Consider the following 24,611-nt stretch of genomic DNA (forward strand, 5'->3'; position numbering starts at 1 on the left):
TGCATTTTGCATCTTCCGGGACATTCCCACTGCCATATATTTTTATACCCAACGCAGCAAGGAAGCATATAATGCTTTCAATAACAACGATGCACTAAATTATCCTTTGAGGTGATAAATGGATGCAGGTAAACGCCTTGCGTTAAAATGTAAGAAAATCATCAGTACCATACGGGATAGCGAGATAGTTTCATCTTTAGAATGGGAATTCTCTCTACTCACAGACGCAATAACAGAAAACAAAGTAGTGCTATCGTTAGTTTTATTATATACAACCCTCACTGCCTTTTTAATTTATATTGGACACCTGGCATGGCAGGCCTTATTTATAACAAAAGAAGCCACTGTGCAGGGCAGCAAAGGATTAACAGAACTTGGGCCATTTGGTGATTTTTTTGGCGGGGTGACAAACCCGGTTATTGGTGCAATTGGTTTCATTGCATTAACCATCACCATTATAATGCAAACAAAGCAAAATAATGAAACAGCCAAACAAAACTTTGAGTCATCATTCTACAACCTACTCAACTTACAAAACAACATCATTGAAAACCTGGAATTTAACGAATCAAGAGCCCGACTGAGCTTTACGAAATTCCTCACAGAGAATAGCAAGGTGTTATACCCCTGCGCCACCTACAGCAAGAGCGTAAAAATAAAAAAGAGTTCCGCATACATATTTTATAAAAACTTCAATTCTGAGAGCAATGATCGATTTGGTCATTACTTCAGAAATCTCTACCGCATATTAAAAATGATTGACGATTCAAAATACGCTTATGAAACCAAAAAAAATCTCGCTCGCGTACTACGTGCGCAATTGTCAATGGATGAGTTAACAGTCCTTTTTTTAAATTGTCTTCCCGGAATTTGTGATGAAGGTGAGTTTGCAAGTCTTTTAATTGAATATCAGATGCTGGAGCATTTAAGCATACAGAGGCATGGTGCAGAAAGCATCACCAGAAAAAACTTCCGGAACACAGAGTTTATAATGGGAGGAAAGATTAGAGTAAGCTGCCAGGAAATTTCACGTTATTTGAGCATGGATACTAAAAGATATTCTTATAAAACTACATCAGGCGCTTTCGGCAGGAATACATCAAATGACCTGAAGCTTTTAAAACTCTGTCTTTGGGCAAATGATGAGGCTACCAAATGATGTTGTCCCGCCAGCGCCGATAGTATGTCTGATGTCTCATCACCGCTGGCTGAAGAGTTGTCGAACCTGTTGCGCAGATGGGGTCAACTCCCACCCGCGCATGACTGCGAAACAGGTTATCAGTGGCAGGTATGGCGCGCAGTCTGAAGTGGTAATAACTCCTGGCGGCACAAGAAACCGGCCAGCAAATTTACAGGCATTTACTAACCCCACGTTCAGGCAGGAATTTCAGGCCAGACAATCACCGGTGCTGTCGTAGTATCTACCCGCATCAACAGCACCCGGTATTTTTTCCACTCAGTCAGCACGGCGCTTTCCTCCTCCGTCGCTATTTCCGCATCAAGCGCATCCTGTCGCCATGAGATTTCAGCATCAGCGATTGCACGTAGTGACGTTTTTTTTTGCTCAGCCAGGGCGATCATCTGCTCTTTAGTCAGCTCTGGCGCAGGACGGTCAACCCAGTAAAGCGCGCCGTTCTGGTAGTCAACCATTTTTCCAGTAGGCTCATTGCGACCATTAAACGTAACGGCATCCTCGTCGCTCACTTCAATCCCATCCGCTGGCCATGTCCCGGCGCGCTGATAATCGGCATAAAAGGCGGCGTTATAAATTATGTGCTCTGAAGGTGAGTAAACAGATTTCATATCAGTATCCTATTGCAATATAACCGACGGGAATACCAGGAATACCGTTCCCGTTCTGGTCTACAAAATTCATGTTTGCAGCAGTACGGTCTGATGTATTTGTTGAGACAGAAACGCGATAGCCTAGCGTGCCATACGCAACACCAACCAGTACCAGACACGCGTGAGGAAATGGTGTCGGGTACGATTTCGTAAAACCTCCGCCTGTGCCTGTGCCTGTTGTCGTTGTGCCGCTATCAAACTGCACAATATGCCCGGCGGGTAACCTGAAGGCGTTGACCGTTCCGGTGATGAAACTCGACATGTCCGGGATTTGATTAACGCCTGTTCCGACATCCCGTTTTGCGGCTTCTCCTAAACCGAGGTTTTTGAGAACGTCACCAACGAGACTGGCCGAGACCAGCTCTTTTAATGCGTTACTGGTCATGAGGTATTGATCGTGAGGATTGGCTGATGAAAGGTGCTTTTTCATCACCGCGTCGGCATACCCTTTAACCTCAATGGCAGTGTTGTCCACATACTGACGTGTTGCCAGCACGACCGACGGGTCAATTTTCAGCGTGACGGCGGCGGTCGAGGAGACTATCAGCACCATACGGATGGTCTGCGTTCGCCCGCTTCCTTCCTGGAGCTGCGGCTTGTACGTTTCCGGGCAGTTCGCCACGGCAATTAACACGCCGTTATCGTCATACAGTCCGATTTCGCGGATCCAGAAACCGCCCTCGTTTTCGGGGATAACCTGCTCGGCAATAATCTGACTGGTGTTATTCGCGTCAACGCTCAGCATATTCAGCGGCGCGATGCGTTTCTGGTTAACCAGCTTCGTTTGCGTGGCGTCCGGCGTCGGCAGTGTGCCGTTGCCATCCCCTACGGCCATTTGCGTGATGTTGAGCTTAGTACCGAGCGCGGTGGCGTTTGCCAGCAGTGCCGCGCCCTGGTTGGTCAGAATGGCAAAGAATTTCGCGGTCATGCGCTTACTCTCACGTTGTCGATAAAATGAATGGCCGAGGCCGGGAAATATTCCCCGCCGCCGGTGATGTCCTCAGGTAAGTACGGATAAACGACCAGCGCGTCACCGGTATAGCTTCCCGCGTCGACGTAACACTCGCCCGATGTGCTCAGGCTGATGGCAAGCCCGGTCAGGTGGCGACTGGCCGGTTTGGCGTCATTGATAAGCCGCTCCAGCTCCTGATACATCTCGTCGGTGATACCGCCGTCGAGCACGCCCACCACCAGGCGAAACGTGCCGGGCTCCTCGTTAAGCTCCCACCACTCGCGCACCTCGATAAGAAAACCGAGCGGCTCTACCACGCGGCGCAGGGCGCTGATGGTGCCTTTGTGCTGATGGACAAAAAACGAGGAGGCAATCACCCGGCGTTTCGTGGCTTCCGGCCAGTCAGCGCCCCACCGGTCGACAGAGAGCGCCCACGCCAGATAGGGCAGCAGGTCAGTCGGGCAGGTCTGCGGGTTCCACAGGGTACGCAGCGGCACCGGGACACGGGCAATCTCAGCCGCTGCGGCTGCGGCGGCCACTTCCAGCGGCGACGAGCCAACGGGTAACAGCCGGTCACTATTCATCGTTACCCCCGGCAGTGATGATGTACCCGGTGCAGTAAGACGCCTGGTGTTTGCCGAGCACGATGTCGCCTTGCGGCGCGCTCAGCTCCACGCGCTGGACACCTTCAACATGCAGCGCGGCATAAATGGCTGACCGGCGAACGTCACGCCCCAGCCGGTGCTGCGCAGTGATATAGGCTTTCAGTTTCTGCTCAGCCGTGGCGCGAATGGGCTCTGCTTCGGGGCCAGGGTAAAACCAGAGTGTGGCGGCCACCTCATACGGCACAATCTCTGCCGCCTGCACCGTCACGCGGTCGCCGACCGGGCGCACGTCATCAGCGTTAAGCGCCTTTTCCACCACCGCCAGCAAATCACCGGTAGCAGTGCCGTCACCCTCGCGGGCAAGCACGGTGATGGTCACACAGGCCGGTGTCGGGCTCTCAACAGAAATATCGGCGACACGCCCGTCGGCGCTGCGTCCGTGGTATTCATAGGCACCGACCGGACCGGCCACGCTCAGCCCCTCAAACGCCTGTTGCGCGCGCAGACGCAAATCAGCATCGGACTCCATCACCGCCGCCACCGGCGGGATGGCGGTATCGTCTGCCGGGGTGACGGTCAGCCGTGCGGTGTTGTTGTTCGCGGCCATCACATCAAGGTCGCGCCCCTCAGCACTTGCCAGCGTGACCGCGCGGGCGGCTTCGTTGACGCGCTGACGCCAGATAACCTCCCGGTAGGCGTTCTCTTCCAGAAACTTGGTCAGCGGCTCGGATTCCAGCGCCAGCGTACGGGCGACGGCGCCCTGTTGCTCCGCCGGAAACAGCGAAACCAGTGTCGCCTTGCGCTCGGCGAGGATGCTCTCGTAATCCAGCGCCTCAACCACATCCGGCGCGGGGAGCTGGCTTAAATCAACAATCGGCATGGTGTTAGCTCACAGGGATGGTTAACGAAAAGGCGTCGCCGGTGCTGGCAATCTCGCCGGTCAGGCTGACCACCATGCGGCCATCAGGCTGACGCTCCGTGGTCACTGCGCTTAAGGTGATGCGCGGCTCCCATTTCAGCACCGCGAAATAACAGGCGACCCTGATTTGCAGCTCCAGCGCCGGGGTCTGCGGCTGGTCAATCATGGAAGACAACAGCGAGCCGTAATCCCGGCGCATGATGCGCGAGCCGACCGGCGTTCGCAGGATATCGCTGAGGCTCTGGCTGATGTGCTCCGCGTCTGTGACTGTCCCGCCGGTGCTGCGGCTCAGTCCGATGTAACTGGCTGTCATAGTGGCGCTCCTGTCGTGCCGCCGCTGTCGCCGGGGTGTTTGTGGGTATGCAGCACTTTGCCGTTAGACGACAGCGCACCGCCGCTGTGCTCGATGTCGCCGCGCATCGTGCCGCCTTTCTGCACTTCCAGCGACCCGGTGATGAGCTTATTCGTGCAAACCACCTCCGGCGTATCGAGAGTGATGCGCGTTGAGGCTTTGACCGTTACCAGAGGCGCGGTGGCGGTGAGTGACCCGGATGCGGTGACGTCGGCGGTTTTAATGCCGCTGACGGTCAGGGCGCTGGTCTCGGGTTCGTACTCAATAACCGCGCCATCGGGGAAAGCAATATGCAGGGCATCCGCCGAAGTCGACGGGGCGGGGTTCTCATCGGAGAAAATACCGGGCAGCACAAACGCGGTATCGAGCTCACCGCCGACGGCCAGGATTAACACCTGTTCGCCGACAGACGGAGCCCACCACGTACGCGAACGACCGGCACGCCGGGTCAGCCAGTTGAGCCACGTCGTGTGCATTTCGCCGGTCTGGACGCGGCAAAGCCCTTCTACGAGGTCAACTTCAATCACAATGCCGGTGCGAATGAGGTTGCGAATCGCGCGAGCGATTTCCTGAAGCGAATTTAAAGTTTTCATGGGGAAAAAGGATGCCGCTGATAATCATCTGTAGCAATCAAAGGGGGTTCTGTTGTGCAGGATACAATCGCATTTCAATAAGTTGATGACGTTTCATATATCAGAGTAAAGATGACCATAGCCAAGAAACGGACTTTGTACGCTATGCAATTTTTAAGCCTAAAATTTTCGCACAATAACTTCCTTTGTCGTCTGATGACTAGTTACATGATTAACGATAGACTCCTAATATGCTTTCAATAGATTTCTATAGTTTTAGAATTAAAAATCAAAAAAGGGGGACAGAATGTTTGATTCAATAGTATTAAATCGTTCTATTGATGGGCCATCTCTTACTGTTGGAGAAATCGCAGAAGCATTGCTCTTCTATCAAAACGTTCACATCGTCATGGACACTTCAACATTGTTAGGGCTTATTCGCTCCATAGGTCATAATAATGTAATCAAACTATTATCATTACCTGATATAAAGACGACTTTCATTGAAGAGTTTTTAGGGGTATATACTCAAGAATCAAAAAATGGCGCGGAACATGCATTACTCAGTGCCTTTATTTCTGGCAGTGACAGTGGTGCTCAGTTGAAAAGCTGGAAGAAAAGATTAAATTATATGATCTCGCGACAAGGACTAACCAAGTCTGAGACCGAAGTCTTCATTGAAAGGTTTAAAAAATTAGTAGTTATAAGAAAATTAGCTAGCGATCATTTTATTAGTGGTGGTGTCATATCAACAGCAAAAGAAGATTTGAACGATGAAGCTTATATTTCCGCAGCAGCGCGTATAATTGTTAGCGATTTGCTCGTTGGTCAAACACCGCCTGAAAACCTCTTTTATAAGATATATAATAACAAGGACAGTTTTCTAATAGATACAAATATCAACTTCACTGAAATCAATCAGCTTAATTTAAACAGAATAAAAACAATTGGCGAGACAACTCCAGCAAGTATTGCCGCGGGTATATTGGGAGCCTCTTATGGACTAATCCTTGCTGCACATTACGGGGGAGATTTTTACACATCCAATACAGTATCTGAGATCATTCAGTACAGAAACAAACAAATCCTAGCCCGAGCAAATATTAATCGCAAAGAGCTCAACTCCTTCCATAATATAGTGCTAGAAGGTAGCCCCAACATCTCCTCAATTATTAATGAGAAAGAACGATCTTTTGAGGAATTTCTTGAACTTTTTAGCCGTGCTAAAAAGTTCAAATCTTGGCTTAAAAACAAGTCACCTGATAAAAACCTTGTTTCAGCTTATCTTGAGGAAATAACAACAACAGGCTGGTTGGGTAGCGGCTATGGAAAAGCCTTACGTTATATTGCAAGCACCGGCGCAGGTTTTATTGGTCCAATTACCGGCATAGCAGTATCGGCAATAGATGCTTTTTTCCTTGATAGATTAAGCCTTGGGTGGAAACCTAATCAATTCATAAACGAAAGGGTGAAGCCTTTCATTGATATCAATGGTCATTTGTAATTTAATTGGGATTTGATATTTTAGAACCTCAATTAAAAATTAATATTTAACCTTTGGTTAAGGCTAGTATTAACCAAGACATTGAACTATTAACATTTCAATATACATCTTTTCATCTTGGCTTATCCCGAGTAATGGGCGCTCTGGATAATGTACATTCTTGCTGTGCGGGTTTGGCCGATCTTTCAGGCCGTACTGATGCACCCGCGCGATGCGCTGCACCTTCCCGGTAAATTCCACCACAGCCGCGCTGTCGTTGCCGCTGGCTTTCAGATAGCGATTAGTGCGCAGCTTCGCGAACATCTCCCGCTTAATCCGGCCTTTCTTTGCACGCAGTGGCTGTCGTTTGCGCGGGGTATATGCCGTCCCGTCAGGGGCTTTTTGCGATTTAATCCGCTGTTGCTGGCGCTGGCGCAGCTTCTTCGCAATATCGACAGTCAGTCGCCGACGGCCAGTAGGCGAAAGGGCAGCAAGCAGTCCCGCAAGCTTATCGTCGAAGGGCTTAAATTCATTCATGCCACTGACTCACCAGCTCGCCATTGATATAAAACTTATCCGGGCGCGTCACCGGCTCCGGTGGTGGCGGTTCCGGGATGCACCGCACATGCATAGCCGCGCCGACTTCCTCAACGAGCGTTCGCTCGGTGAGTAACAGGCTGATACTGATATCGAAACTGCTGTCGTTATTGATATCAGCCTCAAAGACAAAGCCTTTTTTCTGCCCGGTGTCGGTGCTGAGGATATCGGGCTGATGCTCACGCAGCCAGGCCAGCACCGGCACGAGGATCAAATCAAAATCGCCGGTAAAATCGGTCACCACCACATTCAGCGTGTACTGTTTTTCAAACGACAGCGACGTCGCCAGCGTGGCGGCAATATTGCCGCTGTCCACATACAGGCGCAACATGTCGGGGTTAGTCGCCAGCACCGGCGCGGCATTAATCAGGGCTTTTCGCAGACTGTCGGGTTTGAGCATCGATATCATCCTGGCATTGTTTGACGGTTTCAACCTGAAGCGCACAGTTTTCCAGCGCCCGCTCAAGGTTGCGGATATCCGCGCTTAAATCGCCGTTGGTACGCGGATCACTTCCCGGCATCGGGCAAAGGCTCACCTTCGGGCAGCCGTTGTAAACAGTCACCGGCGCTGGCGCAGGCGGCGCGCTTGTGCAACCGGCGCACAGCATCAGGCAAATCAGCGCTGTACCAGCGGCGAAAGGCTTCGTTTTCATTGAGCAACCTCGTTATGGTCTGTTCCCGTCGGGCTTCCCGCTCACCGGCGGCATTCAGCTTCTGGCGTAAATCAACCTGCGCCCGTTCGTTTTTATCCGCCCGGTCACGGGCAACAATGAGCTGGTTTTTCAGCATCCCAATCGTCGTTTTCTGCTCGCTGGCGACGCGGCTGGCTTTATCAAAAGACTCGCGAAGAGTGCCGTTTTCATGGCGCAGCCACAGCAGGCCGACGACGGTCAGAATCAGCAACACGATTAGCGTTTTCATTCCACCCCCTTAAGGCAGTAATCCCGCTCGCGCTTGCGGCGGTTTTCCAGCCCGGTATTTCTGACGCCATCGATATAGACCCAGCGCGGGAGCTGGTCACAGGCCTGTTGCCACTTTTTCTGGTTCAGGAAATAAACCAGCGTCGACTTACACGCCGCGCCGGTGCCGACGTTAAAGGCGAAACTGACCACGGTGTCGTAAACCTGCGGCGGCATGTCGACCGGCGTGCAGACCGCAAGGCGGCGCTCCGTGTTCAGCACGTCAGCGACAAGATTTTTTGCCGCGTCCTGCTCCGTGATATCGCGTTTCGGCGCGACCCCGGCAGTGTGGCCGATTCCTGATGTCCATACCCCCGCGCTGCACTGGTAGGGGCGCAGACGGCACCCCTCAAGGTCTGCCATCAGGGCGAGCCCGTCCGGGGAGGTACGGAGTAAACGAAAATCAGGCAACAGTGCCGCCAGTGCCAGCACCGCGACCACACTGCAACGCTTAACGATTGATGACATTGTTAATCTCCTTACTGCTCAGGGCGTTTTGTCCGAGCTGTAGCGCAAGCAGTGCGTAGCTTTTGCGCCGGTAATACCAGTTCACCCCGACGGTCGCCACGACGCCCAGCGCGCCGAAATACGCGGCAAAATCCTGCGGCGTCATGGCACCAAAGAAGGTCAGCGCGACGCTTATCCAGTAGGCGAGCGAGGAGGTGATTTTTTCCATACTCAGTCCCATAAATTCACCGTTTCCTGTACGGGCGCGGCCTGAATCTCCGGCAGCTCAATCGCCGTGCCGTAAGGCAGCACCGCGCCGAGTTCGGCCAGCCCCGGATTGGCAGCGAGCACCGCCTCGAAGACCCCCTCAGTGCGCCCGTAATGGCGGGCGCAAATGACATCGAGCGTGTCGCCCTGATGCGCGATGACCTTCATCAGATTTGCCCCACGATGCAGCGCGGTTTGTCCTGAATGCGCGCCACTGACCAGCGCATATCCCGCCACAGCTCATCAATCGTGGTATCGATGCTGTCGGCTTTTTTGTCGCCTTTCGCGCTCGCATCCACGCCGCGATAGCGCTCATACAGGGTGGCGGTTGCCATCGCACACACGGCGCGCTGGTAATGAAAAACACGCGTGCTCTCGCCGTCGATATCATCCGAGGGCACATCCGCAAGGCGCGCAAAACCCGCCTTAATCTGGCTCTCGCGGTACTCGAACAGCTCCGCGTTCGTCTCGGCAATGCCGGTTTTGATGGCATGGCGCAGCCGCGCCGGGGCGATAGTCTGCTCAAGACGCATCAGCTCGCGCACACGCTTCGGCTCGATATCGGGAAAGAAAAAGGTGTTTTTTATCACCGGCTCGTCACCTGCGGGCGGCGGGATAACCACCGTGTTATCCGGCTGCGGCTCTTCGTTTTTATGAATAATCAGCGTCATCATGACTACCTCTGAAAAGGCGGGCGGTGGACGCCGGTCGCAGATAAGGTGAAACACCCACTTTGACCGGCGTGCCGCCCTGGCGCGGGGCGCATTCTGTTAACCGGCGTTTTTGCGGGGGCGTCCCCGCCCGCGTTTCGCCGGTGTGGCTGTTTTTTTCTGTGACGCCGCTTTCGCGGGTGCTTTCGGCGCGGGCTTTGCGACAACAGGTTTTGGATTCAGCTCGCGCGTGAGCCGCTCGATGTCCTTACGTACTCCGGCGTTGCAGTCGAGCTGGATCGCGCGTTGCAGATGGGTCATGGCGTCAGCGAGCTGACCGGCATCGCGCAGCGTCAGACCGGCGACCTTATGCAGACGGGCGCGCACTTCGTCGGGCATGTCGGCTTTCGCGGTCATGCTGATGACGTCGAGAAGGATCGCCGCACTGACCGGCTGACCGGCATCGCGGGCGCGCAGGGCAGCGAGCGCCACCTCTTCGGCCAGCATGTAAGGCACGGTGCGCGCATGGTTCTCCGGCATCGACAGGTTGTAGCGCAGCGCATAGCGGGCGATTTCCAGCGCGCCGGGAATGTCACCGGCATCGAGACGCCACAGCATCACCGTCATTAAAATGGCATCCTGCGCGCCGGTGCCGTTCTCCAGCACGCCCGTCACCCACGGCAGATAAAACGGCAGCAGCTCGCGCTTTTTGTCGGCTTTACGCTCTTTCGAGTGGATTTCTTTCAGCGTCCGGCGGTCTGCGGCCAGCTTAACGAGCATCTGCTCGTAAGCCGTGGCATGGCGCAGCGGGGCGCTATCCCGCTGCGCGGCCAGCATGGCCGAGACCCGCATCGCGTGACGCTGTGCGGGGCTCGCCATCGGTTACGCTCCTTCGCCGGTGGTGGAAGTGTCCGACCCGCCAGCAGGTGCGGCAGTCAGGGCTTTCATGGCGTCGACGATTGCCGCCGCAAACACGGTGGCGGTGGTGCCTTCCGGGGTTTCCTCTTCTTCCGGCTCAAGAATTTCGATGTTTTCAATCAGGCAACCGGCTTCGTAGTCTTCAATCACAAAGTCGACTTTCACCTGCTCGTAGTTTTCCACCTGGTCGAGCTTCGGATTCTCGATGATGTGGCGGCGGTGGCCGTCCTCGTAGAGATAAATCGAGAGGTTATCCAGCGTGGTGATCAGAATGCTGTTGGCCGGGAAGAACGGCGCGCGCACCGCCTGTAACTGGCCGATGGTTTTCTGGCTGATAATCAGCTCACCGGCCAGTTGCTCGGTGTTCGGCTGGAATTTGTTGATCATCGGGAAATATTTGTCGGTCAGGATGCGACGCCCGCACACGACAACCATCTCCGGGTTTTCGCGGTGAATTTCGGCAATCAGCGTTTCATGCGCATCCATCACCAGTGCGTCGAGATTTTTGTAATGCCCTTTCTTGCCGACCTTGATGGTCGTGGAAATAACCGCGCCGGTGTCGTCAACGACCTTATTCATGACGCGCGCCGGGGCGTCGTTGCGGTACTTCTGCAACCAGCCGACGGCCACATCCTGCAACAGCGGATTTTTCTGGCGGTCTGATGTTGGCGCACGGCTCACGCCGTTAAAACCGATGGTGATGTAGTCAAGTGCCTGTCGCTTGACGATCGCGTCGCGGATGCGGGTCTGAAAATCCTGAAAACGCGCCCACAAATCGAGCTTGTTGTACTTCATGTGAAAATCGAAGTTCACCGGCTGACAGAAATAGCGGTAAGCGTCCATTTTCGAAAAATCAGCGGTCTTGCGCTCCACGCCGTTTGAAGTGTCGGCAGTGCTGGCAATCGTGCCGTTGACGTCGATGCCGATTTTCTCCTCGGTCAGCTCGCCGACCACCACCATATTGATTTTTTGCAGGAAGGAAGAGGATTGCTGGATCTTGTCAAACAGCGTCTGCGTCACTGACGGCTCAACGCTGAATTTCTTGCTCAGGTCGTCCACGCCAACACCGTTCAGCTCAGCGAGACGGGTCAGGTAGGCATTAAATTTAAAGCGGGTTTCTTTACGCATTGTGTCGTTTGTCCTGTGATGAAAAAGGGAGGCCGGTTAGCAGTCGGTCAGCGCAGCGGTCGCACCGTCGCCGCCGGTGCTTAGTTTGCGGCGTGGCTGCGTGTTACCCGGTGTTTTGTCCAGGGTGGCGGTGATCGCACTGAATTGCTCAGTGGTTTTGCTCGTCTCATCAGCCACGCTTTTCTTAAGCGTGGCGAGCTCGGTTTCCAGCGACGCGAAACGCGTTTCGGCGCTGTCCTGGCTGGTCTGGACGCGCTCCGCAATCGTGGTCACGGCTTCGTGGACGTCGTTAAAACGGGCGTCATCAGAGGACTGGCGGCGGCTGAAAATGGCTTTCACCGAGTCGGTCAGCTTGTTCAGCAGGGTTTCGGGTGCGTCCTCGAATTCCAGCTCGGCCAGGGTGGCAACAGAGAACAGATTTTCCGGGCTGGCCTTGAAGCGCTGGAGCGGGTTGTGTTTTGCGGTGCGGCAGAATTCCAGATATTCGGTGCCGAGGCTTGCCGGGTCATCGGTAACGGCGAGGCCAACCAGATAGCATTTGCCGCTGTTGGCGAAATTCGGCTGAATTTCCATTGAGGTATAAACTTTCTGGCCTTTCGCCACCATATCGACCAGCGTGTCGAGCGGGGCAATTTTGCCGAACAGCGCCAGCTTGCCGTTAAGCGCGGAATCGTCCTCGATTTTCTCCGCTTTCAGCTCAACCACATCCCCGTAACGGGCAAAAGCGCCGTCAGGCAGCAGGCCGCGCAGATGTTCAAGGTTGATGCGGCAGCCATAGACACGCGGGTCGAATGAATCGGCCATTTCCTGAATATCGGCCGCGCTGATAATGCGCCCGTCGCAGGTGTCACCCTCGACGCCGATACGAAAGAATTTTGAGACTTTTTTTGCCATCGTCAGCAGTCCTGATTGTGTGTGAAGGAGTCACGTTGATTTCAGGGGCTAGTTTCCCGGCTCGTCCGCTGGTTCGCCATCAGTCACGGATGGCTTGCCCCCTGCACATCAGCGGCTTAGCGAATCGCCGGTCGCGCTTAAGTAGCCTTGCGCTGTATCCATGACGGCGAGGCAGGCATGACCATCACCACCGACACCACACTTTTAAACGACCCGCGACGACAGGCGGCGCTGTTGTACTGGCAGGGGTTTTCCGTGCCGCAAATCGCGGAAATGTTGCAGACCAAACGCCCGACGGTGCAGAGCTGGAAACAGCGCGACGGATGGGACGAGACCGCCCCGTTAGACCGGGTGGGAAATACCTTAGAAGCGCGGTTAATCCAGCTTTACGCCAAGCCGGAGCTGACCGCGCACGATTTCAAGGTTGCTGATTTTCTGGCGCGCCAGATGGAGCGCTTTGCGCGCATCAACCGTTACGGCCAGACCGGCAACGAGGCCGACCTGAATCCGAACGTGGCGAACCGCAACAAGGGGGAGCGCAGAAAGCCGAAAAAGAATTATTTCAGCGAGGAAGCCATAGAAAAACTGGAGGAGATTTTCTTCGACCAGTCTTTCGCGTATCAGCTCGGCTGGCACAAGGCCGGGCTGGAGCACCGCATCAGGCACATACTCAAATCCCGCCAGATTGGCGCGACGTTTTATTTTGCCCGCGAGGCGCTGTTACGCGCCCTGCAAACCGGCCAGAACCAGATATTTTTATCCGCGTCGAAAACACAGGCGTATGTGTTCCGCAAATACATCATCGCCTTTGCCCACCTTGTCGATGTTGACCTGTCAGGCGACCCGATTGTGATTGGCAACAACGGCGCGGAACTGTTATTTCTCGGCACCAACTCAAACACCGCGCAAAGCCATAACGGCGACCTGTATGTCGATGAAATTTTCTGGATACCCAACTTCCAGAAACTGCGCAAAGTGGCGTCGGGCATGGCGTCGCAAAAACACCTGCGCACCACCTATTTTTCGACGCCCTCCTCACTCGGTCACGGTGCGTACCCGTTCTGGTCAGGCGACCTGTTTAACCGGGGGCGCGCCAGTGCCAGCGAACGGGTTGATATCGATATCAGTCACGCGGCGTTAGCGCGCGGCGTGGCGTGCGCAGATGGTCAGTGGCGGCAGATTGTCACCATTGAGGACGCGCTTGCCGGGGGATGTACGCTGTTTGACCTGGAGGCACTGCGACGGGAAAACAGTGCAGATGACTTCCGTAACCTGTTTATGTGTGAATTTGTCGATGACAAGGCGTCTGTGTTTCCGTTCGAGGAGCTGCAACGTTGCATGGTCGACAGCATGGAGGAATGGACGGATTTTCAGCCCTTCGCCGACCGGCCATTCGGGCATCGCGTGGTGTGGATTGGTTACGACCCGTCACACCGTGGCGACAGCGCCGGGTGCGTGGTCATCGCGCCGCCGGTGGTTGCCGGGGGCAAATTCCGCATTCTGGAGCGCCACCAGTGGAAAGGGATGGACTTCGCCACACAGGCCGAATCCATCCGCGAGCTCACGCAAAAATATAACGTGGAATACATCGGCATCGACTCGACCGGGCTCGGTCAGGGCGTGTTCCAGCTTGTGCGCTCGTTTTACCCGGCAGCGCGTGACATCCGCTACACGCCGGAAATGAAAACCGCCATGGTGCTCAAGGCAAAAGACACCATCACGCGCGGTTGTCTTGAATATGACGTCAGCGCCACCGACATCACACAGTCGTTTATGTCCATCCGCAAAACCATGACCAGCAGCGGGCGCAGCGCCACCTATGAGGCCAGCCGCACCGAGGAAGCCAGCCACGCGGATCTCGCATGGGCGACCATGCACGTACTGATTAACGAACCGCTGACCGCCGCGACCGGCCAGTCGTCATCCTCTATTCTGGACTTCAACTGATGAGCAAAAATAAAAAGCAAAAATACACACCGAAACCGCGCCAGCACACCACCGCGCCCGCGCAGAGTATGGAGGCGTTTACCTTCGGCGAACCGGTGCCGGTGCTCGATAAGCGCGAAATTCTCGATTATGTCGAATGTGTCCATAACGGCCAGTGGTACGAGCCGCCGATAAGTTTTTCGGGGCTGGCAAAAAGTATGCGCGCCGCTGTTCATCACAGCTCGCCGGTGTACGTTAAACGTAATATTCTGGTGTCGACGTATATCCCGCACCCGCTGTTATCACGTCAGGATTTCAGCCGCTTTGCGCTCGATTATATGGTGTTCGGCAATGCGTTTATTGAGGAGCGCCGGAGCTACACCGACAAGCCGGTTAAATATGAAACCTCACCGGCAAAATACACCCGGCGCGGCGTGGAGGAGGATACCTACTGGTATATGCAGAATTTCACGAAACCGCATCAGTTTGCGCCCGGTTCCGTGTTCCACCTGCTAGAGCCCGATATCAACCAGGAGATTTACGGGATGCCGGAATATCTCAGCGCACTTAACTCGGCCTGGCTGAATGAGTCGGCGACGCTGTTCCGGCGCAAATATTACCAGAACGGCGCACACGCGGGTTACATCATGTACGTGACGGATGCGGCGCAAAGCAGCACGGACGTGGAGGCGCTGCGCAAGGCGATGCGGGATTCAAAAGGGCTCGGCAATTTTAAGAACCTGTTTTTCTACGCCCCGAACGGAAAAGCCGACGGAATTAAAATCGTGCCGCTGAGTGAAGTCGCCACAAAGGACGATTTTTTTAATATCAAGAAAGTCAGCGCGGGCGACCTGCTGGACGCGCACCGCATCCCGTTCCAGTTGATGGGCGGCAAGCCTGAAAATGCGGGCTCAATAGGTGACGTTGAGAAGGTGGCAAAAGTCTTTGTGCGCAACGAACTGATACCGCTGCAATCGCGGTTTCTGGAGCTGAACGAATGGGCAGGCGCGGAAATTATCCGGTTCCAGAAATACTCGCTCGACCCCGACAACGAATAGCCCACCACAGCCGCCGCCGGGCGGCTTTTTAATGCCCCTCACCAGACCGCGCCAGCGCCCGCACACGGCGCGCATTATTCTCCCGCTCCCTGTACTCATTATCAGCCATTGAATGGCAACGCCGCCTCGCTGACGGGCTGGAAAATAAAAATAAATAACGCCTCCGGCGCGCAGTGCTTTCCCCGCCTCGCCTGCCCGCTTTATGGGTCGGTTTTAATGCAGTTGCATTAATAGGCGAAATTAGGTCAGCCGTAGAATAGCCGTTAACAATTTTGAGTACACTTTGCATGCAAAAAAATGCAGTTTCATGCATATGAAAATCTGGAATCAAGAAGGGAATAGAGCTATAAGTTTTTTTAGGCAGCCTTTGTCCCAAACCGCCCTTGAGATGTGACACAAATCACACATGAAATGACACGTTCTCTTGAGCCTTTACACTCAGCATAAGGAAATAGACATGATTGAAAAAAGAGTAATGGATGAAAAACTATTAATTAAAAAAAGAAGCGTTAAGGACTTAGCCGACTATATTAGAATCAGATCGGGAGTATCCCCTAACTATTCTTTGTTCCTTGGTGCAGGAGCATCTGTTACATCAGGGATTCAAACTGCTCATCAGTTGGTACAAGAGTGGAGAAAAGAGATATTTTGCAGGCTTTCGCATGAACCATATACTACTGAAACCAAAGCGAGAGAATGGCTAGCAGATAAACATCCTGACTGGTACGATCAAAATAATGAATACTCGTCACTTTTTGAGAAAAAATTTGACTTACCATCTCAACGAAGACGCTTTGTCGAATTACAGGTTGATAAAAAACTACCGTCTATAGGGTATGCTTATCTTGTTGAGTTATTTGAATCCAATTTTTTTGATACTATTTTCACAACAAACTTTGACGATTTAATAAACGAGGCGTTTTATCAATTTTCATCAGACAGACCATTATTATGCGCTCATGACTCATCAATCAATGGAATATCAGTAACATCATCGCGCCCTAAAATAATAAAACTACATGGAGATTATTTATTTGACAGCATAAAGAGCTCCTTAAAAGAAACCGAATCATTGGAAATCAATACACGAGAAAAACTTATAGAATTCACAAAGGAATACGGATTAATATTCGTTGGTTATGCTGGTAATGACAACTCAATAATGGAGGTTCTAAAATATCTCCTCAAACAAAATGACTACTTAAGAAATGGGATATACTGGTGTAAGAGAAAAGAAGATCAAGTCACACCAGAGTTATTCAAACTATTGAGCCAAGACAAGGTTTATTGGGTAGAAATTGATGGATTTGATGAGCTCATGGCTGAATTAACTCATCACCTTGGCACAGAACTATCTCTCGGGGGAAATCAAAAATCCACTAAAAGAGAAAGGATGATCAATAACTTTATAAAAGACGATTACAATTTAATCTCAAATGAATTTATAAAAAAAGATTTAGCTAAAATCAAAAAACACACACTAACCAGAGATATATCATCATTGATAAATGAGCTTTCACAAAGTGACACTGATGATCAGAGAATACCAGAGGAAGATTTCAAAAATTTATTGTTTATCGATAACTTAATCAGAACAAAAAACTACATATCTGCAGAAGACAAACTAAACAAATTAATCATCGACACAAATGATGATAATATAAAATCAAAGTATCTCCGACGTCTCATTGAGATAAAAGAAGATCAGAATGATACTAAATCCGCATTAGAATACAGTGATAAACTCATTGAACTTGATGAGTTTAACTTGAATTATAATTTAGCAAGATCCAACATATTCCCAGATATAAAAGATAAAATAGATTATCTAGAAGGATTGCTTGATAAATTTAAGTATAGCATAAATCTTAAGAATCATCTCTGTAGGGTTTCTCTTTCGTATTTAAACATAAGTGATGAAAACACAATATCATTTGACAGAATTCATGAATTAGCAGACAACAGTCTGAAGCTAAATAATGGTCTCGACAACAGAGCATGGAGAATTAAATATGATGCTATCAAATTTGAACATGCGCATAACTTTAATAAAGAAGAACGTGACAAAGCGATTAACGAATTAATCAATAAGCTAAAAGCGATAAATCCAATCCATGATACATATTTAAGCATATATGCTGATTTCTCATCTTCTTCAAGGAAAAAAGAAAACATTAAAAGCAGCATTGATTATTTATCGGAAGTTTATAGAAACTCATCAAGAACCAAAAAAAAATACATATTAAAATATCTAACTCAACTACATCTCTCATTATTTGAAGTAGATGATGATGACGATACATCAAAAATCATGAAAGATTTCATAGTAAAATATGAAGAAGACAAATATGAATCAGCAATAGCACCTTTCATCTTATTCAAAGCAAGATACGAAATTGGTTGTAATAAAAACATAAATGGAGGAATAACACTTGCAAAAGAGGCCATGGATAGTCCTTGGCGCAACAATCATATTGAAAGTATAGCGGATATTCTATTGGCAGAACCAGAAAATATACAGGTTGTAGAAGATTTTCTAGACAGTTTACCACGGGATGTTTCAGAAGTAACTATTCTGAAGATAAAATCAGATATATGTAACCTTAGAAAAGAATTTGACCGCTCAATAGAATTCCTAAATGAAGCCCGGAAAAAGAAATGGGATTTAGGCAGTTACATCCTTGCCAAATCCTATACATTCCTTTTAAAAGAGGAATACGAAAAAGCAATAGAAATAACAAATGAGAACATTGATAAAATAAAAGATTACAGGGAGAAAGATATCCTGACAATAAATAGAGAAACAGCCAAGAAAAAACTTGGCATAGATTTAAAGAAAAATGAAATACATTCAATCCTCGCTCATCAAAGATCAAAAGGTTACATTTCAATGTGCGCTTTTTATCTTCTTGATGATCATAAAAGAGGGAATGCATTATTACACGAATTATTAGAGAAAGATTTCATGTACTATTATCGATTTTCACAATGGCCAGCATTGCCTGATAATGTTATTGCAGAATATAGAAAAACAAAATTAGCCAACAACAAAGCGGCTTAAGAGTAAGGGCACAAGTGAAAATTCATTTGTGCCTTTACTACCTCGGCAATATAAAATTTTTAATTTCTATTCCTTTCCTTATTTTTATTGTCTTTTGTAAAAACAAGACGTTTATCAAAATTATTATTTTTCCAATGAGATATCAGAAACTGAGAACCAAAAAGATTTATTTTTTAGCAAAGTATCCTTCGCTAATTCTTCAATCCAATTCAGCGCTATCACAAGATCTCTTTCACGGCACATCCCTTCAGTGGTTAAACGCGCAATCAGCTCAACACGCTCAAGCATGACCTGTTCTTTTAATTCGTTTCTCACAAAACATCTCCCACATGACGCACTGTATAAACATACAGTATAATGATTATTGTTACAAAGTGAAATAAAAAAATCAACCATAACCCGTTGTATAATCAAGATATAAATTTGCATGTCTGCTTAATTTTCTTTCACCATTCCAGACAAAAAGGCAACACGGGCAAGGATTTCCTTAGCCTTTGCAAAAAATGGTGGGGCGGTAGAAAAAACCTCTCCTGCTTCGGATCCCCGACACCATTTTCCGTTAAACCAGCTTTTGCCATGCGCCATCAAGTGCAGCGCTTCGCCCCGGCTTATAGTTATGCCGGTTAAAAGCTTTATTTCGTCAATCGTCCTGGATATCGCGCCGTCCTGCGCTGGCGTTCCGTGGATAAAATTGCCGCGCTCGGTCGGCTTTTTATCCCTTAACCGGTTAGTTAGCTGTCGTCGCTGATATCGATTAAGTGGTTTTGATAAATCCAGCTCCGGTGGATCGATTTCGCTCCCCGTACAGTTATTGACAGAACTCCGAGAGGGCGCGGTCGCGCCCTTAAGGTCAACGACCAAATCAACAGCGCGTTTCGGGACAATCTTCCACTGAGTGAGGCGGGTCAGAATCGGTGAACCTGTGCCGACTGTGGCGTCGTACACGCCACGAATGCAGACAGTCTCCTCGCCATACTGGTTAAACTCGGCGCGAGACTCATAGAGCGTGCGAACCTGCAAATCATCACGACGGACAAACGCGCCGCCCTGTGCATTGACATAGCCCGCCCAGTCACCGGCATCAGCGGCATCATGAACGGCGGCAAATTCCACGCTAAGACCGTGAGCGGTTTCGGTATCAGCCAGGCGACGCAATTCACGGTAGACCGTCACAGGCGCGCCACCGATAAACTGGAATTGCCGGATGTGCCAGCGAGCAGCCCAGGCTGAAACAGCGGGAGCCGTCTCTTTCAATAACTCGCCGCTTTCGTCATCTTTCTCGCCATCGAGCGCATAACCGTCAATATTCTTGGAAATGTATTTAGCAACATACCCCGTAGCGCTACCTTTCTCCGGGTCGATAGCCTCAGCGTGAAAACGGGCTTTTCTGGCTTTATCGCTGCTGAGTTCGCTCTCATCTTCCTGCCACGCATAATCACGAATAACCCTGCGAACGCGCTCGACATCTTCCGGCAGCATAAACATCAACATGTGCCAGTGTGGTGTTGCGTCGTGATGTGGCTCGGCGACGCGGATGCCAAAAATACGGATTTCTTCGCGGTGAAGTTTGGCGCGGATGCGCGCCCAGAGAGAGGTTAAATAATTCTGCGTATCGGACGGGCTCGCGCCGTTCCATTTGTGATTACGGTAGCCCGCTTTAGTTGTGGCGTGATATTTCGACGGTGCGGTCAGCGTATAAAATTCACCGACATAACCAAGCTCATTACAGATATTTTCGAACCCACGAATGCGGGTCATCAGCTCGCAGCGGCGAATGGCCGGATTCGCGACCGACCCGTCGTATTTTTCTATCAGGCTGATGCGGTTCCCGTCTTCGTCTTCCAGCTCCAGACCTTTCAGAAATTCGCGGGTTCGGCGCTTTTGCTCGCGCCAGTCTGTCACACATGATTTGCTGGCATAGGCGTGTTTTTTCTTGCTGACGTTGCCAACGGCAATTTGCAAATGTTCGCGCCAGGCAGATGCAACACGGCGCAAGCGACCACGCCACCATGTTTCATTAAACATGCGCATAACTGCCGGTGCGATCTCGTCCTGGCCGACATATTTGCCTGTAACGCGCTCCCAGTGCGGCGGAGTGACGTTGAATTGCATCGCAATCATACCGGCGCGCATGTACCAGCGATAAAGTGTTTTAAGTTCTCCGGCATCAGCATCGTCATTATTCGCCAGCTCACCGCGAATAAAATTCGCGATGTCGGCGGCAAGGAGGTCAATGTCGGCTTTCGACATATCCGGGAGCCGGTTAAACCGCGCCACCATATTCACCAGGCGTGAGGCCAGATATTGCAACACGCCAGTATCGAAATGGCCGTTAAAAATAGCGGCAGAGACATCGCGGTTAATGCCAGTGGACTCATATTTTTTGGCGACCAGCTCAAGGCGCGGCAATGCTTTTTTGCAAAAGCTGATTAAAAAGGCATTGGCTCGCTGGCTGTCGTGATGTTGTTCCAGAGTGGCGGCGGTGCGGTACACGTCATAACGGACGCATTCAGGCTGAAGCGATAACGCCTTACGCGCATGCAGCAACGCCGCAATCATATGATCGCGGCGATGCTGTTCGGCGTAGGTCAGATAAGGGCTGGCGATGGCTGACCGTGGCGAGTTCCACGGCCAGGCATAGGTCACGTTTACCGTCATGTGGCGCTGGCCTGGCGGCGCTCAATGCTTAACATCACATATCCCGGCGCCCATTCGCTGACGTCAGTGATATGGGTAATCCGCACGAAAATAAAAGCGCCTGTAAACCCGACAAGATTTGCTTCATGTTCGGACTCGCCATATTCATTCAGGCAGAGCGAATCCCCGACCGCGAAATCACGGTCGGCACGACGTAGCTCGGCTTTTTTAATACCGAGCAGAACATCACGAAAATGTTCCGGTCGTGTTTTGAGGTTATGTGTCTTGCTCAAATTGCCCCCCTGTAATGCTTATTTTTAAGTTCGAGCATTTGCTGACAAGTCACGCAAAGCGATACGCCATAAATCGCCATGCGACGGGCTTCCGGGATTGGTGATTCACACTCTTCGCAAATAAAACGAGATGGCGCGCTTATACGGCTGCGCGCGTTGTTGATGTGGCGCTCGCGTTCTTCCTGCTCGCGCTGCTGGATGTGATCCATTGCATCGGCCATCAGTGGAGCTCCTGAGATTCGTTTTCGTAGCGGGTAGCTTCCCGGCGCAGCAATTCAGCCGCTTCAATGCTGTTTAATCCTTTGTTGGTGATATGGGTTGCCAGCGCCTCAAGCCGGATTGAAACAGCGAGCGCTCGGCCTTTACGTTCCTCACGTTTGGCAATATCTATCACCGCCATAAGCGGGTCGGTTTCAGCTATAAACATTTTTGGTAATTCTTTATGCATTGTTCTTTCTCCTGAATTTGGGCAAAGAAATGCCCGGCGGGTTTACGCCATTAAATTTCTGTTGGTATTAATTCGGCATGGTTAGCCGTTTGGGAAATAAGCTCACGACTGCGCGAAAATGGTTCATTGCTGAAATAAGCGCTTTTTTCTCGTCAGTAGTCAGCTCACTTAATTTGAGCCCGTGACGAGCTGCCGGTATTTTGGCCAGAAAGAAAATAGCGGCCAGTGCGCGCTCGTTGTCTTCATGCTGTGGGTCGCGTGTATCGCGCATATTCGCGACGAATTGCTCGACCTCTTTCCATCTATCACCCCAGAAGCGCCCGCGTATTTCAGCGATATGATTCAGGCCGGCCATGCGCGCGCCAGTGCTCAGCGGAACCGTTGCGGAAACAGCTTCGATAGCCATGCAGCCCCCTTGAAAGAAACAGGCTTTGCCTGAGTTTGTGAGCGCACCGGATGCCAGCGCTGACCGTTCTCGCCGACAATCCAGCCGTGACCGTAATGCATAGACGGGCTTTGTTTAATAAGTAATGACGCAAATGAAGGTGCGTTTTTCATCATCACCTCACATCAGGCCAAATGACGCGCCGAGACCACTAACGGTATCGACGACACTGGACATTGCCGGGTTAGCCTGGAGGCGTGCTTGTAGTGCCATAGCTGTCAACGAAAGCATGCGTATACCAGAATTCACACTCTCGACCATACTGTGCTTCCTTGCCGGGGTGAGACGTTCAGAGGAAACAGCACCGCCAGCCAGATCGCCAAGCTCAGTCATAGCGCGCATGACATAGGTTTGTAATTTCTCCTTTGCCAGTTCGTTGACTGGTACACATGGTAAGCAGTGAAGCATCGCCAGAAAGCCGTCAACGAGCGCAGAGTCTTCAGTAAGATCTGTAAGTAGCCAAATTTCCGGCGGTGTGAGGTGGTGAGGCTGTTCCGGGTTGAGCTTGTTTCGTAAAGTTTGAACGTTCATACCCGCGCGCTCGGCCAGCTTCGCCATATTGTGACGCTGCGCGAAAGCCCGGCACGCTTCGTCATAATGAGGATGTTTGGAAACCTGAAAATCAAACATGATTCGCCTCAATCAAATTGATACGCTGATTTACGCATTAAGCGAAATATCACATTCGCTTAACGCTTGAACGGTTAGCGCTGCCATGTTGATTTCTATCAGTGCCTTCTTATGCTTACCCTTAGGCTTGATAGGCAATTTTCCATACTCAATAAGGTTTTTAGCGGTTTCCTTATTGGTTCCAGTACGGCGACAGTACTCATCTAAAGGCAGATAAGGCTCCGGGATGACAATTGTAATACTAGGTCGCATAGTGCAAACTCCCTGTTTGGCCGATAAGGCAATATCGGCTTATATGAGGCATTATCTAACATGGAGGCTAGGTTAATTAGATAATTTCTAAATGTCAATTTCATTTAGACAATGTCTAATTACCTTGAGATTGGATGGCAAGATTTCGTATTGACCCAGATACTGACAGCGCACCAGTGCTGGATCGGGTGATCGAAGCGTATGGCTTCACACAAAAAATGCAGCTTGCGGAGCATTTAGACATGGCTGCAAGTTCACTTTCATCGCGCTATAAACGCGGAGGCTTACCAGCGGATATCATGCTTAAATGCATGGCAGAAACGGGCGTAACGCTCGAATGGTTGGCTACCGGCAATGGCAAAAAGTTTGATAGTGAAGAGTTAGATATTCTAAAAATGCCGCGGACAAAAATCGTGGATGGCCAACTCTATGACTCAGGCATGCTCATGCTTGATAAAGCCTTATTCGTGCAAGGTAAACCACTCCCTCAAAACGCTGTTTGCATTCTGGACGGCATGAGCCAGTACATCGTTGAACAAAGCTTCACTGAGGTTTACGACGATGAATGGTTAGTAGAAATTGAGGGGAAAACTAGCATTAGACTGCTCACCCGCATTCCAGTGAAAAAAGTACGGGTTAGCGGTGTAGGTGCAGCATTTGATTGTTCTATTGATGATATAAAAATCATAGGACGTGTTGTATTAACTATTAAATAGCTCAAGGATTAGGCATGTTAGATTACAAAACAGCATCAAAAGATCAGCTCAAAGCAGAAATGAAACGCCTTGCCGCCGTCGTTTCTGATACTTCATTTGGTACAAAAAAAGAATTTTTTCACCTTCCTCAAATTCTGGGAACAAATGAAATCCCGCTAGCAATCGCTAGCGGTTCAATGGATGGCAATACATGGCTAATCACTCTTACAAATCAGAGGGTGATTTTCCTAGATAAGGGAATGTTTTACGGCGTGAAACAGGTGGATGTAAATCTGGAAAATATTGTTAGTGTTGGCGGGAAAACTGGTCTTGTACTAGGGGAAATAACAATCTCAACAACAGGGCAAAACTACACCATTAAAAACGTTCCAAAATATGCAGTGGTTCCCTTCACTAATTTAGTGAACGAGACCAGAAATCTCTATTCCTCCAACCAACAAGCAAGCTCCGTTCAACAAGCGATGAATCGCCACGGGTTTAACAGACACCTCAGAGTCATTTAAGATGGCTTAAAGAGAGGTGCCCATGAGCGGTAAGCGTTATCCCGAAGAGTTTAA

The 24,611-nt window shown here is 50.5% G+C and carries 33 protein-coding genes; 7 read left to right on the forward strand and 26 right to left on the reverse strand.

Going from position 1 to position 24,611, the window contains the following annotated elements; translation table 11 throughout:
• The first annotated feature begins 118 nt into the window (after window positions 1-118).
• Complete coding sequence (locus DFO56_RS17830) at window positions 119-1,159, forward strand: putative phage abortive infection protein (RefSeq protein WP_045514280.1); 1,041 nt, start codon at window positions 119-121, stop codon at window positions 1,157-1,159.
• A gap of 215 nt (window positions 1,160-1,374) precedes the next feature.
• On the opposite strand, the gene DFO56_RS17835 is transcribed toward DFO56_RS17830, so the two are convergent.
• Genes DFO56_RS17835 through DFO56_RS17860 form a run of 6 tightly spaced genes read right to left on the reverse strand, consistent with a single transcriptional unit; the run spans window position 1,375 to window position 5,266 of the window.
• Window positions 1,375-1,803: a tail fiber assembly protein gene (locus DFO56_RS17835; protein WP_045514281.1), complete on the reverse strand. Its 429-nt coding sequence runs from the start codon at window positions 1,801-1,803 to the stop codon at window positions 1,375-1,377.
• A 1-nt stretch (window position 1,804) separates the two neighbouring features.
• Entirely contained in the window at window positions 1,805-2,773 is a 969-nt protein-coding gene (locus tag DFO56_RS17840; RefSeq protein ID WP_045514282.1) for a phage tail protein, read from the reverse strand.
• Window positions 2,770-3,381, reverse strand: coding sequence for a phage tail protein I (locus tag DFO56_RS17845; RefSeq protein ID WP_045514283.1), 612 nt, complete (start codon window positions 3,379-3,381; stop codon window positions 2,770-2,772). The genes DFO56_RS17840 and DFO56_RS17845 overlap by 4 nt, the downstream gene beginning before the upstream one ends.
• On the reverse strand, window positions 3,374-4,282 hold the full coding sequence (locus tag DFO56_RS17850; RefSeq protein ID WP_045514284.1) for a baseplate assembly protein: 909 nt from the start codon (window positions 4,280-4,282) through the stop codon (window positions 3,374-3,376). The genes DFO56_RS17845 and DFO56_RS17850 overlap by 8 nt, the downstream gene beginning before the upstream one ends.
• A gap of 4 nt (window positions 4,283-4,286) precedes the next feature.
• The gene (locus tag DFO56_RS17855) at window positions 4,287-4,634 is read right to left on the reverse strand and encodes a GPW/gp25 family protein (protein WP_045514285.1); all 348 of its coding nucleotides are present in this window, start codon (window positions 4,632-4,634) and stop codon (window positions 4,287-4,289) included.
• Window positions 4,631-5,266 carry a phage baseplate assembly protein V gene (locus DFO56_RS17860; protein WP_045514286.1) on the reverse strand — a complete coding sequence of 212 codons (636 nt, stop codon included), beginning with the start codon at window positions 5,264-5,266 and terminating at the stop codon, window positions 4,631-4,633. Before DFO56_RS17860 ends, DFO56_RS17855 begins: the two co-directional genes overlap by 4 nt.
• A gap of 286 nt (window positions 5,267-5,552) precedes the next feature.
• On the opposite strand from DFO56_RS17860, the gene DFO56_RS17865 reads away from it, so the two are divergent.
• Window positions 5,553-6,749: a hypothetical protein gene (locus DFO56_RS17865; RefSeq protein WP_045514287.1), complete on the forward strand. Its 1,197-nt coding sequence runs from the start codon at window positions 5,553-5,555 to the stop codon at window positions 6,747-6,749.
• Window positions 6,750-6,818: 69 nt separating this feature from the next.
• On the opposite strand, the gene DFO56_RS17870 is transcribed toward DFO56_RS17865, so the two are convergent.
• The 11 genes from DFO56_RS17870 to DFO56_RS17920 all read right to left on the reverse strand — a co-directional run bounded on the left by DFO56_RS17870 (window position 6,819) and on the right by DFO56_RS17920 (window position 12,588).
• Complete coding sequence (locus DFO56_RS17870) at window positions 6,819-7,265, reverse strand: phage virion morphogenesis protein (RefSeq protein ID WP_045514288.1); 447 nt, start codon at window positions 7,263-7,265, stop codon at window positions 6,819-6,821.
• Window positions 7,258-7,725 (reverse strand): phage tail protein, encoded by a 468-nt coding sequence (locus DFO56_RS17875; protein WP_045514289.1) that lies wholly within the window; start codon window positions 7,723-7,725, stop codon window positions 7,258-7,260. The genes DFO56_RS17870 and DFO56_RS17875 overlap by 8 nt, the downstream gene beginning before the upstream one ends.
• The gene (gene lysC, locus DFO56_RS17880) at window positions 7,688-7,933 is read right to left on the reverse strand and encodes an Rz1-like lysis system protein LysC (protein ID WP_082071824.1); all 246 of its coding nucleotides are present in this window, start codon (window positions 7,931-7,933) and stop codon (window positions 7,688-7,690) included. The genes DFO56_RS17875 and lysC overlap by 38 nt, the downstream gene beginning before the upstream one ends.
• The gene (gene lysB, locus DFO56_RS17885; protein WP_045514291.1) at window positions 7,833-8,246 is read right to left on the reverse strand and encodes an Rz-like lysis system protein LysB; all 414 of its coding nucleotides are present in this window, start codon (window positions 8,244-8,246) and stop codon (window positions 7,833-7,835) included. Before lysB ends, lysC begins: the two co-directional genes overlap by 101 nt.
• On the reverse strand, window positions 8,243-8,752 hold the full coding sequence (locus DFO56_RS17890) for a lysozyme (protein WP_045514293.1): 510 nt from the start codon (window positions 8,750-8,752) through the stop codon (window positions 8,243-8,245). Before DFO56_RS17890 ends, lysB begins: the two co-directional genes overlap by 4 nt.
• On the reverse strand, window positions 8,736-8,972 hold the full coding sequence (locus DFO56_RS17895; RefSeq protein WP_020455331.1) for an HP1 family phage holin: 237 nt from the start codon (window positions 8,970-8,972) through the stop codon (window positions 8,736-8,738). Before DFO56_RS17895 ends, DFO56_RS17890 begins: the two co-directional genes overlap by 17 nt.
• Window positions 8,963-9,166 carry a tail protein X gene (locus DFO56_RS17900; RefSeq protein WP_045514296.1) on the reverse strand — a complete coding sequence of 68 codons (204 nt, stop codon included), beginning with the start codon at window positions 9,164-9,166 and terminating at the stop codon, window positions 8,963-8,965. The genes DFO56_RS17895 and DFO56_RS17900 overlap by 10 nt, the downstream gene beginning before the upstream one ends.
• On the reverse strand, window positions 9,166-9,672 hold the full coding sequence (locus DFO56_RS17905; protein ID WP_045514298.1) for a head completion/stabilization protein: 507 nt from the start codon (window positions 9,670-9,672) through the stop codon (window positions 9,166-9,168). The genes DFO56_RS17900 and DFO56_RS17905 overlap by 1 nt, the downstream gene beginning before the upstream one ends.
• 96 nt (window positions 9,673-9,768) lie before the next feature.
• Window positions 9,769-10,527 carry a terminase endonuclease subunit gene (locus tag DFO56_RS17910; protein WP_045514300.1) on the reverse strand — a complete coding sequence of 253 codons (759 nt, stop codon included), beginning with the start codon at window positions 10,525-10,527 and terminating at the stop codon, window positions 9,769-9,771.
• Window positions 10,528-10,530: 3 nt separating this feature from the next.
• Window positions 10,531-11,694 (reverse strand): phage major capsid protein, P2 family, encoded by a 1,164-nt coding sequence (locus tag DFO56_RS17915; RefSeq protein ID WP_045514303.1) that lies wholly within the window; start codon window positions 11,692-11,694, stop codon window positions 10,531-10,533.
• Window positions 11,695-11,730: 36 nt separating this feature from the next.
• Window positions 11,731-12,588, reverse strand: coding sequence for a GPO family capsid scaffolding protein (locus DFO56_RS17920; RefSeq protein WP_045514305.1), 858 nt, complete (start codon window positions 12,586-12,588; stop codon window positions 11,731-11,733).
• A gap of 177 nt (window positions 12,589-12,765) precedes the next feature.
• Between DFO56_RS17920 and DFO56_RS17925 the strand changes: the two genes are divergently transcribed.
• The 3 genes from DFO56_RS17925 (at window position 12,766) to DFO56_RS17940 (ending at window position 18,633) form a co-directional block, all read left to right on the forward strand.
• Complete coding sequence (locus tag DFO56_RS17925) at window positions 12,766-14,535, forward strand: terminase ATPase subunit family protein (protein WP_045514308.1); 1,770 nt, start codon at window positions 12,766-12,768, stop codon at window positions 14,533-14,535.
• Entirely contained in the window at window positions 14,535-15,572 is a 1,038-nt protein-coding gene (locus DFO56_RS17930; protein ID WP_045514310.1) for a phage portal protein, read from the forward strand. The genes DFO56_RS17925 and DFO56_RS17930 overlap by 1 nt, the downstream gene beginning before the upstream one ends.
• Window positions 15,573-16,029: 457 nt before the next feature.
• Window positions 16,030-18,633, forward strand: coding sequence for an SIR2 family protein (locus DFO56_RS17940; RefSeq protein ID WP_045514311.1), 2,604 nt, complete (start codon window positions 16,030-16,032; stop codon window positions 18,631-18,633).
• 123 nt (window positions 18,634-18,756) lie between these two features.
• Here DFO56_RS17940 and DFO56_RS17945 read toward each other — a convergent pair whose 3' ends face one another.
• From DFO56_RS17945 to DFO56_RS17985, 9 genes are all read right to left on the reverse strand, one after another.
• On the reverse strand, window positions 18,757-18,948 hold the full coding sequence (locus tag DFO56_RS17945; protein WP_233500415.1) for a hypothetical protein: 192 nt from the start codon (window positions 18,946-18,948) through the stop codon (window positions 18,757-18,759).
• Between the two features lie 120 nt (window positions 18,949-19,068).
• Window positions 19,069-21,291, reverse strand: a complete 2,223-nt coding sequence (locus DFO56_RS17950) for a replication endonuclease (protein WP_045514313.1) — start codon at window positions 21,289-21,291, stop codon at window positions 19,069-19,071.
• Window positions 21,288-21,563, reverse strand: coding sequence for a DUF3850 domain-containing protein (locus DFO56_RS17955; RefSeq protein ID WP_045514315.1), 276 nt, complete (start codon window positions 21,561-21,563; stop codon window positions 21,288-21,290). Before DFO56_RS17955 ends, DFO56_RS17950 begins: the two co-directional genes overlap by 4 nt.
• Window positions 21,560-21,784, reverse strand: coding sequence for a TraR/DksA family transcriptional regulator (locus DFO56_RS17960; RefSeq protein WP_045514317.1), 225 nt, complete (start codon window positions 21,782-21,784; stop codon window positions 21,560-21,562). The genes DFO56_RS17955 and DFO56_RS17960 overlap by 4 nt, the downstream gene beginning before the upstream one ends.
• On the reverse strand, window positions 21,784-21,990 hold the full coding sequence (locus DFO56_RS17965) for a DUF2732 family protein (protein ID WP_370447821.1): 207 nt from the start codon (window positions 21,988-21,990) through the stop codon (window positions 21,784-21,786). The genes DFO56_RS17960 and DFO56_RS17965 overlap by 1 nt, the downstream gene beginning before the upstream one ends.
• An 88-nt stretch (window positions 21,991-22,078) precedes the next feature.
• The gene (locus DFO56_RS17970; RefSeq protein WP_045514321.1) at window positions 22,079-22,417 is read right to left on the reverse strand and encodes a DUF5347 domain-containing protein; all 339 of its coding nucleotides are present in this window, start codon (window positions 22,415-22,417) and stop codon (window positions 22,079-22,081) included.
• Window positions 22,381-22,572, reverse strand: coding sequence for a phage filamentation protein Fil family protein (locus DFO56_RS17975; protein ID WP_072051670.1), 192 nt, complete (start codon window positions 22,570-22,572; stop codon window positions 22,381-22,383). Before DFO56_RS17975 ends, DFO56_RS17970 begins: the two co-directional genes overlap by 37 nt.
• Before the next feature lie 4 nt (window positions 22,573-22,576).
• Window positions 22,577-23,086: a phage regulatory CII family protein gene (locus DFO56_RS17980; RefSeq protein ID WP_045514323.1), complete on the reverse strand. Its 510-nt coding sequence runs from the start codon at window positions 23,084-23,086 to the stop codon at window positions 22,577-22,579.
• 30 nt (window positions 23,087-23,116) lie between these two features.
• Window positions 23,117-23,338, reverse strand: a complete 222-nt coding sequence (locus DFO56_RS17985; RefSeq protein ID WP_045514325.1) for a hypothetical protein — start codon at window positions 23,336-23,338, stop codon at window positions 23,117-23,119.
• A gap of 134 nt (window positions 23,339-23,472) precedes the next feature.
• On the opposite strand from DFO56_RS17985, the gene DFO56_RS17990 reads away from it, so the two are divergent.
• Window positions 23,473-24,054 carry a phage repressor protein CI gene (locus DFO56_RS17990; RefSeq protein WP_045514327.1) on the forward strand — a complete coding sequence of 194 codons (582 nt, stop codon included), beginning with the start codon at window positions 23,473-23,475 and terminating at the stop codon, window positions 24,052-24,054.
• Window positions 24,055-24,068: 14 nt separating this feature from the next.
• Window positions 24,069-24,557: a PH domain-containing protein gene (locus DFO56_RS17995; RefSeq protein ID WP_045514328.1), complete on the forward strand. Its 489-nt coding sequence runs from the start codon at window positions 24,069-24,071 to the stop codon at window positions 24,555-24,557.
• Window positions 24,558-24,611: the final 54 nt, after the last annotated feature.

The organism is Kosakonia sp. AG348, assembly GCF_003337365.1.
Lineage (GTDB): Bacteria > Pseudomonadota > Gammaproteobacteria > Enterobacterales > Enterobacteriaceae > Kosakonia.

Coding starts and splice junctions, on each gene's coding strand:
- DFO56_RS17830 (WP_045514280.1), top strand. CDS start 119: ATGGATGCAGGTAAACGCCTTGCGTTAAAATGTAAGAAAATCATCAGT.
- DFO56_RS17835 (WP_045514281.1), bottom strand. CDS start 1,803: ATGAAATCTGTTTACTCACCTTCAGAGCACATAATTTATAACGCCGCC.
- DFO56_RS17840 (WP_045514282.1), bottom strand. CDS start 2,773: ATGACCGCGAAATTCTTTGCCATTCTGACCAACCAGGGCGCGGCACTG.
- DFO56_RS17845 (WP_045514283.1), bottom strand. CDS start 3,381: ATGAATAGTGACCGGCTGTTACCCGTTGGCTCGTCGCCGCTGGAAGTG.
- DFO56_RS17850 (WP_045514284.1), bottom strand. CDS start 4,282: ATGCCGATTGTTGATTTAAGCCAGCTCCCCGCGCCGGATGTGGTTGAG.
- DFO56_RS17855 (WP_045514285.1), bottom strand. CDS start 4,634: ATGACAGCCAGTTACATCGGACTGAGCCGCAGCACCGGCGGGACAGTC.
- DFO56_RS17860 (WP_045514286.1), bottom strand. CDS start 5,266: ATGAAAACTTTAAATTCGCTTCAGGAAATCGCTCGCGCGATTCGCAAC.
- DFO56_RS17865 (WP_045514287.1), top strand. CDS start 5,553: ATGTTTGATTCAATAGTATTAAATCGTTCTATTGATGGGCCATCTCTT.
- DFO56_RS17870 (WP_045514288.1), bottom strand. CDS start 7,265: ATGAATGAATTTAAGCCCTTCGACGATAAGCTTGCGGGACTGCTTGCT.
- DFO56_RS17875 (WP_045514289.1), bottom strand. CDS start 7,725: ATGCTCAAACCCGACAGTCTGCGAAAAGCCCTGATTAATGCCGCGCCG.
- lysC (WP_082071824.1), bottom strand. CDS start 7,933: ATGCTGTGCGCCGGTTGCACAAGCGCGCCGCCTGCGCCAGCGCCGGTG.
- lysB (WP_045514291.1), bottom strand. CDS start 8,246: ATGAAAACGCTAATCGTGTTGCTGATTCTGACCGTCGTCGGCCTGCTG.
- DFO56_RS17890 (WP_045514293.1), bottom strand. CDS start 8,752: ATGTCATCAATCGTTAAGCGTTGCAGTGTGGTCGCGGTGCTGGCACTG.
- DFO56_RS17895 (WP_020455331.1), bottom strand. CDS start 8,972: ATGGGACTGAGTATGGAAAAAATCACCTCCTCGCTCGCCTACTGGATA.
- DFO56_RS17900 (WP_045514296.1), bottom strand. CDS start 9,166: ATGAAGGTCATCGCGCATCAGGGCGACACGCTCGATGTCATTTGCGCC.
- DFO56_RS17905 (WP_045514298.1), bottom strand. CDS start 9,672: ATGATGACGCTGATTATTCATAAAAACGAAGAGCCGCAGCCGGATAAC.
- DFO56_RS17910 (WP_045514300.1), bottom strand. CDS start 10,527: ATGGCGAGCCCCGCACAGCGTCACGCGATGCGGGTCTCGGCCATGCTG.
- DFO56_RS17915 (WP_045514303.1), bottom strand. CDS start 11,694: ATGCGTAAAGAAACCCGCTTTAAATTTAATGCCTACCTGACCCGTCTC.
- DFO56_RS17920 (WP_045514305.1), bottom strand. CDS start 12,588: ATGGCAAAAAAAGTCTCAAAATTCTTTCGTATCGGCGTCGAGGGTGAC.
- DFO56_RS17925 (WP_045514308.1), top strand. CDS start 12,766: ATGACCATCACCACCGACACCACACTTTTAAACGACCCGCGACGACAG.
- DFO56_RS17930 (WP_045514310.1), top strand. CDS start 14,535: ATGAGCAAAAATAAAAAGCAAAAATACACACCGAAACCGCGCCAGCAC.
- DFO56_RS17940 (WP_045514311.1), top strand. CDS start 16,030: ATGATTGAAAAAAGAGTAATGGATGAAAAACTATTAATTAAAAAAAGA.
- DFO56_RS17950 (WP_045514313.1), bottom strand. CDS start 21,291: ATGACGGTAAACGTGACCTATGCCTGGCCGTGGAACTCGCCACGGTCA.
- DFO56_RS17960 (WP_045514317.1), bottom strand. CDS start 21,784: ATGGCCGATGCAATGGATCACATCCAGCAGCGCGAGCAGGAAGAACGC.
- DFO56_RS17965 (WP_370447821.1), bottom strand. CDS start 21,990: ATGTTTATAGCTGAAACCGACCCGCTTATGGCGGTGATAGATATTGCC.
- DFO56_RS17970 (WP_045514321.1), bottom strand. CDS start 22,417: ATGGCTATCGAAGCTGTTTCCGCAACGGTTCCGCTGAGCACTGGCGCG.
- DFO56_RS17975 (WP_072051670.1), bottom strand. CDS start 22,572: ATGATGAAAAACGCACCTTCATTTGCGTCATTACTTATTAAACAAAGC.
- DFO56_RS17980 (WP_045514323.1), bottom strand. CDS start 23,086: ATGTTTGATTTTCAGGTTTCCAAACATCCTCATTATGACGAAGCGTGC.
- DFO56_RS17985 (WP_045514325.1), bottom strand. CDS start 23,338: ATGCGACCTAGTATTACAATTGTCATCCCGGAGCCTTATCTGCCTTTA.
- DFO56_RS17990 (WP_045514327.1), top strand. CDS start 23,473: ATGGCAAGATTTCGTATTGACCCAGATACTGACAGCGCACCAGTGCTG.
- DFO56_RS17995 (WP_045514328.1), top strand. CDS start 24,069: ATGTTAGATTACAAAACAGCATCAAAAGATCAGCTCAAAGCAGAAATG.